The 7,462-nt window shown below is 32.7% G+C and carries 8 protein-coding genes; 2 read left to right on the top strand and 6 right to left on the bottom strand.

Annotated elements, in window-relative coordinates:
* Positions 1–375: 375 nt before the first annotated feature.
* Together JM172_RS25725 and JM172_RS22015 are read left to right on the top strand one after the other, a co-directional pair.
* Positions 376–546, top strand: a complete 171-nt coding sequence (locus JM172_RS25725) for a DUF8096 family protein (protein WP_483297273.1) — start codon at positions 376–378, stop codon at positions 544–546.
* Positions 547–643: 97 nt separating this feature from the next.
* A complete protein-coding gene (locus tag JM172_RS22015; RefSeq protein WP_214484505.1) occupies positions 644–1,114 on the top strand; it encodes a hypothetical protein in 471 nt (156 codons plus the stop codon).
* Positions 1,115–1,372: 258 nt separating this feature from the next.
* Here JM172_RS22015 and JM172_RS22010 read toward each other — a convergent pair whose 3' ends face one another.
* The 6 genes from JM172_RS22010 to JM172_RS21985 all read right to left on the bottom strand — a co-directional run bounded on the left by JM172_RS22010 (position 1,373) and on the right by JM172_RS21985 (position 7,450).
* On the bottom strand, positions 1,373–1,690 hold the full coding sequence (locus JM172_RS22010) for a DUF3221 domain-containing protein (RefSeq protein ID WP_214484504.1): 318 nt from the start codon (positions 1,688–1,690) through the stop codon (positions 1,373–1,375).
* A gap of 112 nt (positions 1,691–1,802) precedes the next feature.
* The gene (locus JM172_RS22005; RefSeq protein WP_214484503.1) at positions 1,803–3,092 is read right to left on the bottom strand and encodes a DUF3854 domain-containing protein; all 1,290 of its coding nucleotides are present in this window, start codon (positions 3,090–3,092) and stop codon (positions 1,803–1,805) included.
* Between the two features lie 243 nt (positions 3,093–3,335).
* Positions 3,336–4,790: a hypothetical protein gene (locus JM172_RS22000; RefSeq protein ID WP_214484502.1), complete on the bottom strand. Its 1,455-nt coding sequence runs from the start codon at positions 4,788–4,790 to the stop codon at positions 3,336–3,338.
* A gap of 1 nt (position 4,791) precedes the next feature.
* Positions 4,792–5,022 carry a helix-turn-helix transcriptional regulator gene (locus tag JM172_RS21995; protein WP_214484501.1) on the bottom strand — a complete coding sequence of 77 codons (231 nt, stop codon included), beginning with the start codon at positions 5,020–5,022 and terminating at the stop codon, positions 4,792–4,794.
* A 348-nt stretch (positions 5,023–5,370) separates the two neighbouring features.
* The gene (locus tag JM172_RS21990; protein ID WP_214484500.1) at positions 5,371–7,053 is read right to left on the bottom strand and encodes a DNA/RNA helicase domain-containing protein; all 1,683 of its coding nucleotides are present in this window, start codon (positions 7,051–7,053) and stop codon (positions 5,371–5,373) included.
* Between the two features lie 67 nt (positions 7,054–7,120).
* Positions 7,121–7,450 carry a nucleotide pyrophosphohydrolase gene (locus tag JM172_RS21985; protein WP_214484499.1) on the bottom strand — a complete coding sequence of 110 codons (330 nt, stop codon included), beginning with the start codon at positions 7,448–7,450 and terminating at the stop codon, positions 7,121–7,123.
* Between the last annotated feature and the right edge of the window lie 12 nt (positions 7,451–7,462).

Genomic DNA, 7,462 nt, shown 5'->3' with positions numbered 1-7,462 from the left:
ATGAGTCCGGTTCAATACCGAATGCATGCCTTAGAAGCTGCCTAAATATATATGTCTAACTTTATGGGTTCAGTTCACCTTACGCTAGGGGCGAGGTCTATTTCTCTGTATTTAGCCGATCCCTGTGGAACGTCTATCTAAGGCCGAAGATGCGCTAACATCTTCGGTCTATTTAATATACTCTTTATCTACGTTCATCATACCATATTTTTTCTTTTGTAACAAACCATACTAAAACCCTAACCATTAACCCTCATTGCCCTTTTCATGTAGTTGTCATTTCATTTATTCGTTCAGTATTATTGTCTTTCGGCTATAAATAATCACTTAAGTCTGCTATTATAGATGAGCTTAAATCTAATTAAAGGTGATAATATGACTGATAACAAAGAGATAGATTTAAATAAAGTATATGACTACAAAGATTTACCCGATAAAGCTAGTGGTCGATGCGATAACTGTGACTCAACTAGATTTAAAAGTTCTGTAAAGGATTATATTTTCATACGTGAGTGTAATAATTACGGATTGAAAAAGAGTATATAGGCCTATCCATTTGAAGGGTTTTTTACAATACAATTAATCTTGTATTTGAGTATATTCCTTAAATCCAACTTCAAAACCTACCTTAAAGGAGGAGTTTATGAGGAGAAAATTAATTGTAATATTATTATTCTTTGCCTTATTTTATATATTTTGGTTCGGCTTATATCTTTATGAACACTATTATTTTGAAGATACCTTCAATGAATTAGTAGTCAACACATCTATTGAAGAATATGAAGATACATTAACAATTACAGTGGATTTTTCTAATAAACTTCCACCTTTTTCAAATAATGAGTTAATTATTCTTAATTCTAATCCGGATCATTATATTGTTGAGAAGAATTCTCTAGATACGAATTTAAAATTTAACAAACAGCAAAGTATTCAGAGCCCTGATATATATATGAATATCCTAACACGGTCTCCTGACTCATTAAAAATCAGATATAAAAAAGAAGGTAAGGAAATTGATGATTCAACTTTTGTTGTAACTATTAAGTCTAAATTCAAAGGAAAAACATTGTTTAAATACCTAGATAAACTTATTGTAGCTAATAGAATGTAGATCACAATTAGCTACTTTTTTGTTGTGTATAGTGCGTGATGTTATTCTTTAGTTTCCATAGTTCATTCACCTATTTAACTCCTAATGGGGTCAGTGAACAAAAGAAGGGAAACCATATATCAAGGTTTCCCTTTAGTTTATATAAAGTATTAACATTAAAATTTAACACAGCCTAATTTTTAAAAAAACAATAAAAAAGACACTGGATTGTGTCTTTTTTATGTAGTAATTATCTTACCGTCAAATGGTAAAATAGTTTTATTCATTAACTTCAATTTTCCCAATTCTTCCTTGTGGTGGATTACTTTCTAAAACTTCACCATCTATCCAAACTTTAAACTCCTTACCCTTTTCAAAAATGTTTTGATCAACTGATCGTCCATAGCTAAGAATGATCTCTTCAGTGTATCCTTTGTCAAAAAAATTACCTTGTTCAATATCCATTAATATTTTTTTGTCCTCCACTTCTAATATTTTTCCGATAAAATCTGGTTCATCTGAATGTTCTTCGTTATTGTTACAGCCCAACAACAGAATAAATATTGCAACTATCAGAAAAGATATCCTCATTTTCATTGTAGGATCCTCCATATTAAAATTTCTCTAACCCTTGAATCCTAAAACTCTACCTCACATCTATTTCAATCAATCGAAGAAAATTACTTACAATGATTACTTACAATGATAACTAGAATAACACCTTCATTTTTGGGAATTTCTGCGAAATATATAGATTATCAATCCCTTTGCCATCCTTTTTGTCCCACAAAATTAACCTTGCGTGCATTCCTTCTTTTTTTAATGCAGCTATTAGCTGCAACAGATGAGTTTTGACCAGTGGATTATCATTAGCGTCCATGTCAAAACAAATATTCACCATCTCAACACCCATTTGTTGAAAAACTGGGATTGCTAGGCGCCATGCGCCAACTCCAGGTAAGGATAAGATACAATCTCCAATATCCTGTATTTCCTTCGAGTCATACAATTTATGAATTAAATCGGTAGTAATATCTCCTTTCAGTGGACCTTCTCCTAACCATGCAGTTTTTGTTTTATATAATTCCCCAGCTTTCCACTCTTTTAATTTATGGCTTGGAACAGATACATGAACTGGAGCTGGATCACCGGAACCAGTTCCCTTCAGTTTATTCGCAGAACTAAACCAAAAATACCGTTTCCCTCTTTTTAATCTGAAAAAACCTACAATCTCTCCATCTTCATCAGCAATAGGTTTTAAAGGTTCACCTAACGCTACTTCACCTTGAAACAACGTCTTGTTATGATATGTGACTTGGACGATGTTAGGCTGTTTAATTATCTTTGCATCCATCCCTTCCTTACGAACATTAACCTCAACCATATTGTAAGGTTTATCAATTCGATATTGGAAGCCAACAATTTCATTATAATGATTTCGAAAAGGAATCATTATTCCTTTCATTCCATGCATTGTAAAATAATCACCATATCGACCTTCAGATAGATAAAAGCCTGGAATACCCTCAAAATCTTGTATATTTAGTTCTTTTGACATTTCATTTACTATTGTCCAAGGTTTATCAGGAAAGCTCCTGTATTGTCTTAATTGGATCTGTTCATCAGACAATTGTCGACTCTCAGAACGTAAATGTACCCGATGGTCTTCATCTAAGGTTAGATTTTTAATTAAAGTACCGTAGACTCTGTTTAATAGAGCGTTATCTTTTTTGTTTGCTCCACTACTTTCTTGTATTGTTGGATCTATTTTTCTCTGTTTATCACCTTTTAGAAAATGCATCCAACCAGGACAAGCACTGTTTTTCGCAAATGGATACTTACTCTCTGTACGAATACAGACGACCTTTTCACCATCCTTATGGATCATACATGCTCCCGATTTTTTACATATAGGACAAACCTCTCTATAAAACTCATAAAAAATCACTTCATTTGATTCCTTATCTCTCATCCTTGTTGGTCTTAATTTTGACCTCATATGAAATCCTCCTTACAATCATTTAGAATTTTCACACTAAAATCAACACAAAAAGCGGTCTATCAGTGTGATTAGAAAGCAATGGTATAAAGTATTTCTCATACCCAAAGCGTTAAAACCACAGTCCAATAGACCGCTGTTAGATAAATTATTATGTAATAGCCCGCTAACCTTAAAAGGTTGCTTTACAAAAGAAATAAAAAAGAAATTACATATACAATATATCATAATTTACTTTTATATTCACTTTGTATTCTTATATAAGCTAGCAACCCTTTTTTGGTGAAATTGTTTTGAACGCTTTTCTGGAAACAATACATTAACTAAATTTTTGATTATACTAGGCTGCTCTGAATTTCTACTCCATAGCTGTTTCCCAATACACTCTTGAGCGAGCTCATGAAAATTATCATAAAATAGATTCATAGACTTTTGATTAAAAATGATTGGGGTATTATCACGATTATTTAAATAAACTTCCTCATGAGAAAAGTAATGCAGACCACAACCTACAACTTGTAGGTTCATAGACATACCTAGCTCTTTTGGAGCGCTACTTTCTCCCACTTGATTAAATAAAAGCTTACATGTAATGTTTCGATTATTCATCAGTTCATTATGAATAAAGTCTTTAAATTCTAATATATCACTCACACAATCAGTGCCAACTATCCATAATTCATCAACATGATCAATAGAATGTAGAGTATGTTCATCCATTTCTCCAGTAGGAAAATCAACAAATAAAACATCATGGAACCTTAAAGTATTCATGTATAAATCAATTTGTGATGGTGACCAGTCCTTAACATGATCCTGTAAGCCGAATGGAAACCATTTCACATTTTCATATTCGAGATGTACACTTTCAGGAAGAATATTTGGATTAACTAAATAACTACTGAATGACTCCCAATTTTTCATGTCCTTTGCAACGTACCTAGACATCGTTTCTTCTAATCTAGCTTTATTTGAAATCCCCTCTAACACTGCAACTGGAATATGCAACCATGAAAGAAAAATAGCAAAATTTTGTATAAATGTTGATACACCATTTCGCGCTGGAGACCACACTCCAATAGATTTAGTTTGAGGTAATTTCGATTTAAAAAAAGGGATATCTAATTGCGACTTCAGCTTTTTGGCTCTATCAAGTGAATGGTCCCATACATTAACAATTTTATTCTTAGGAACTTTTGATTTTTCACTGGAAATTGATTCATTAATTCTTCCTTCTGAGGCTGTCTTCTTAGGTGATTGTAAGAGGGGATCCTCTTTTTTTCTAATGGATTGAACATCAGTTTCATCAGGATAATTGAGAACTTTTTCATCATTCCTTTTTTCCTTAGTTAATCCCTTTCCTTTCAATTTAGATAGGGAATTTCCAGCCCATTCCTTGTATTCTGATATACGTGAAAATATCATTAACTTTTCATGTTTAAAAGAAACATTCTTATCTGTAAAATAAACTAAAACCTCTATTGATGTGTATTCATCTAAAAACTCTTTTAACTGTACTAAATCTTTAATAATAGATTGATCTAATGCAAGTACTTCATAAGGATTAGATTGCAATTGAATATCTAATTCAGCAAAATCCGTTAAAAGCATAATCTTTGTATTGTCGAATACAGTTTTAAAATCTTCTTCGATTTCCTTTGATATGTCACCATTTAGAATATTGATGAGTGCGTTCATTTTATTCCTTCATTCCTTCAATATAGTTGTGATATTTATGTTTAAGAAAGCTTTCAATCTTGTATCTTGTCTTAGAGGTGATTTTGTGGCCATCATTTTCAATAATACAAAGAAGTTGCTTTGAAATTCCTAATTCTTCAGCAAACTGAAACTGACTAAGATTACACCTTTTTCGTATCAACCATACTGCTTCATGTTCGTTTTCTATTGTAATTCCATAAAGTTCCTTCACTAATTCAACATCTCCTTATATGTAATCTAAAAGCATTTACTACATGTTCACCTTATTATGTAATCATGTTTCTTTTCTTGATTTTCTAATTCTTATGTAGAAATCAATATACACAAAAAAACTCGAAATACCCGTATTCATACACGGGAACTTCGAGCGGGATTCGCTTTATTCATTTTAATTATTATGTAGAATTATACCATAACTCTATAATTACTTACTATCAATATCATTTTATTCTTAGAATTTCTTTTTTTGAAATGCACCTCTATTGTCAGCTGGAAAGAATTTCACCACAATTTAACCCATAGAATCTACCTTTTTGGGTTGCTCCATAAATAGCAAGTTCTACTGGCTTATCCTTAAAATTTCTTGCAAATACCTTTGCATATTTGGGTTTGTTGCAAATACAAAACACCCATTTATTCCACGTGACAGCAACACATAGTAAATACGTTTGATATAAGACTGTAATTCTTCATTCTTTGAGTCAGTACCTTTAATAGGAAGGCCGTTACGATCTTTGTACTTTTCCGGATTTACTATGATATTTGCTTTGATTAAATCGTAGCTGCCATCTTCTTCTCCAGCGTAATCACAGTCAATTTCCTCTCCAAAGATAACCCCAACATAATTTAGGTCTGCACCTTGGATAGTATGAATACAGCCAATTTCTTCAACGCTATTTTCTTGGTTAATCCAACCTTTTGTTTTTGAGTTCCACTTAAATACATCACCTGTAACAGGGTCTGTTATATCATGCAGATTTTCATCCTTTTGTGTAGCCCATTCCCAAGAATACCCCGCAACAACTCTGCATAATTCATGCTTATCATCTAGCTCCCTTATAACAGTATACAAATCTGACATAGAGTCGATCACTTTAAAGTCATAGCCATTAAGTAGTCCTTTTTCATAGACAGCTACGTCATCTGCAATCTGTAAATATTTTCTCAACCATGCTAAGTATTGATCTCCTGACTTCAAACGAAACTGTTTACTTAAAATCTGCATCTTATAGCCTTCCGTCATATGTATAAAGAGATCAGTATCTATATCAGCAGGACGAATCGTTTGATACTGATCATACACAACTGTTAAATGATAGGCATAATTTGAAATCAATTCTAACTCAGTTGTATGACCATCCTCTGTGATCAAATGCTTCAAGTCGCGGGCTTGCTTACCGAAATATTGCTTGAGTCGATGGGCTTCGTCCACAAATACATATTTAAATTTGTCACCTTTACCCTTTGCTTTATTAATAAATTGAGAAGGTGATAAAACCGAAATCCCATGTAAGCCAACTCTTCGAATTAGGTTCTTATATGAACTTAATGAATGGTTTTGCGGGATAACAAGAGCCACATCTTCACGGTCTAATCCTTCACGATCCTTGCCATTTGTTTGGTCATACACGAGCGCATAAAGGATGTTCGTCAAAACTATTGTTTTCCCTGTACCTGGATCTCCGGTAATTAAGTGTCTGCTTTCAGATATAGTAAGCATCGTTTCTAAGATGTCTTGACAAACTTCAATTTGATTTGCAGATAGTATCTTAAATGGCGAATATTTATAGATAAACTTGTTATGAATTTCCTCTAATCGATCGCTAGCAACCCCTTCTAGAATAAGCTTATCCCAGATTTTTACGAACATGTTATTCACATCTTCAATACCGTTGTAATAATAAATATTCTGCCCTTTAATTTTATTTAGGAGATTGAACTTACTATCAGCTAATAAATAATCAATTAATAGGGTTTCAATGTGCTTTATTGAGCTTTCGTTAAATAGTTTACTTTTGACAATGATGATTTCTGTAAACCTCTTACTATTATCCCTTAAGTGTGCAGAAGTACGACCGTAAATGTCTGTTGACTTTCCTACATAAAGATTTTTCTTGTCACGTTGGATATAAACCACTGGCACCGTATCTATATCAAAATCTTTAAAATCTGTTTGTTCAAATTCCTTTCGAGATTTCTTAATCACTTCAAAAGAAGATAACTTTGTTGGAAATAAGACCACAATAACTGCCCCGCTTTCATTACATAAAATTTACTTTTGATCACTAAAACTACAATTAAAGACTTTGTTACAACTCGTTATACTTGACCTTACTCCCTAAAGATCTCTCCACTGGATATTTTTTCGCGTTTTTTTGTAACTTTGAATGAACCGCATCTTCCAAATTAATATCCAACTTGTCACAAAGCAAAAGAAGATAAATCATCACATCTGCTATTTCATCCTTTATTTCCTCGAACTTAATTTCAGCAGCTTCCTCGCTGGATTTCCATTGAAAGTTTTCAAGTAACTCACTCGCTTCTAAATTTAAGGAAATAGCCAAGTCCTTCACATTATGAAACTGTCCCCAATCCCTTTCGTCACGAAATTTTATTACAGCTTGTTGTAAATTCTCCATACTAATACTCCT

Source organism: Bacillus sp. SM2101 (genome assembly GCF_018588585.1).
Taxonomy (GTDB): domain Bacteria; phylum Bacillota; class Bacilli; order Bacillales; family SM2101; genus Nanhaiella; species Nanhaiella sioensis.
The sequence above is the reverse complement of the archived record's forward strand: the minus strand, read 5'-3'. Positions and strand labels throughout refer to the sequence as shown.

Coding starts and splice junctions, on each gene's coding strand:
- JM172_RS22010 (WP_214484504.1), bottom strand. CDS start 1,690: ATGAAAATGAGGATATCTTTTCTGATAGTTGCAATATTTATTCTGTTG.
- JM172_RS22015 (WP_214484505.1), top strand. CDS start 644: ATGAGGAGAAAATTAATTGTAATATTATTATTCTTTGCCTTATTTTAT.
- JM172_RS21985 (WP_214484499.1), bottom strand. CDS start 7,450: ATGGAGAATTTACAACAAGCTGTAATAAAATTTCGTGACGAAAGGGAT.
- JM172_RS25725 (WP_483297273.1), top strand. CDS start 376: ATGACTGATAACAAAGAGATAGATTTAAATAAAGTATATGACTACAAA.
- JM172_RS22000 (WP_214484502.1), bottom strand. CDS start 4,790: ATGAACGCACTCATCAATATTCTAAATGGTGACATATCAAAGGAAATC.
- JM172_RS22005 (WP_214484503.1), bottom strand. CDS start 3,092: ATGAGGTCAAAATTAAGACCAACAAGGATGAGAGATAAGGAATCAAAT.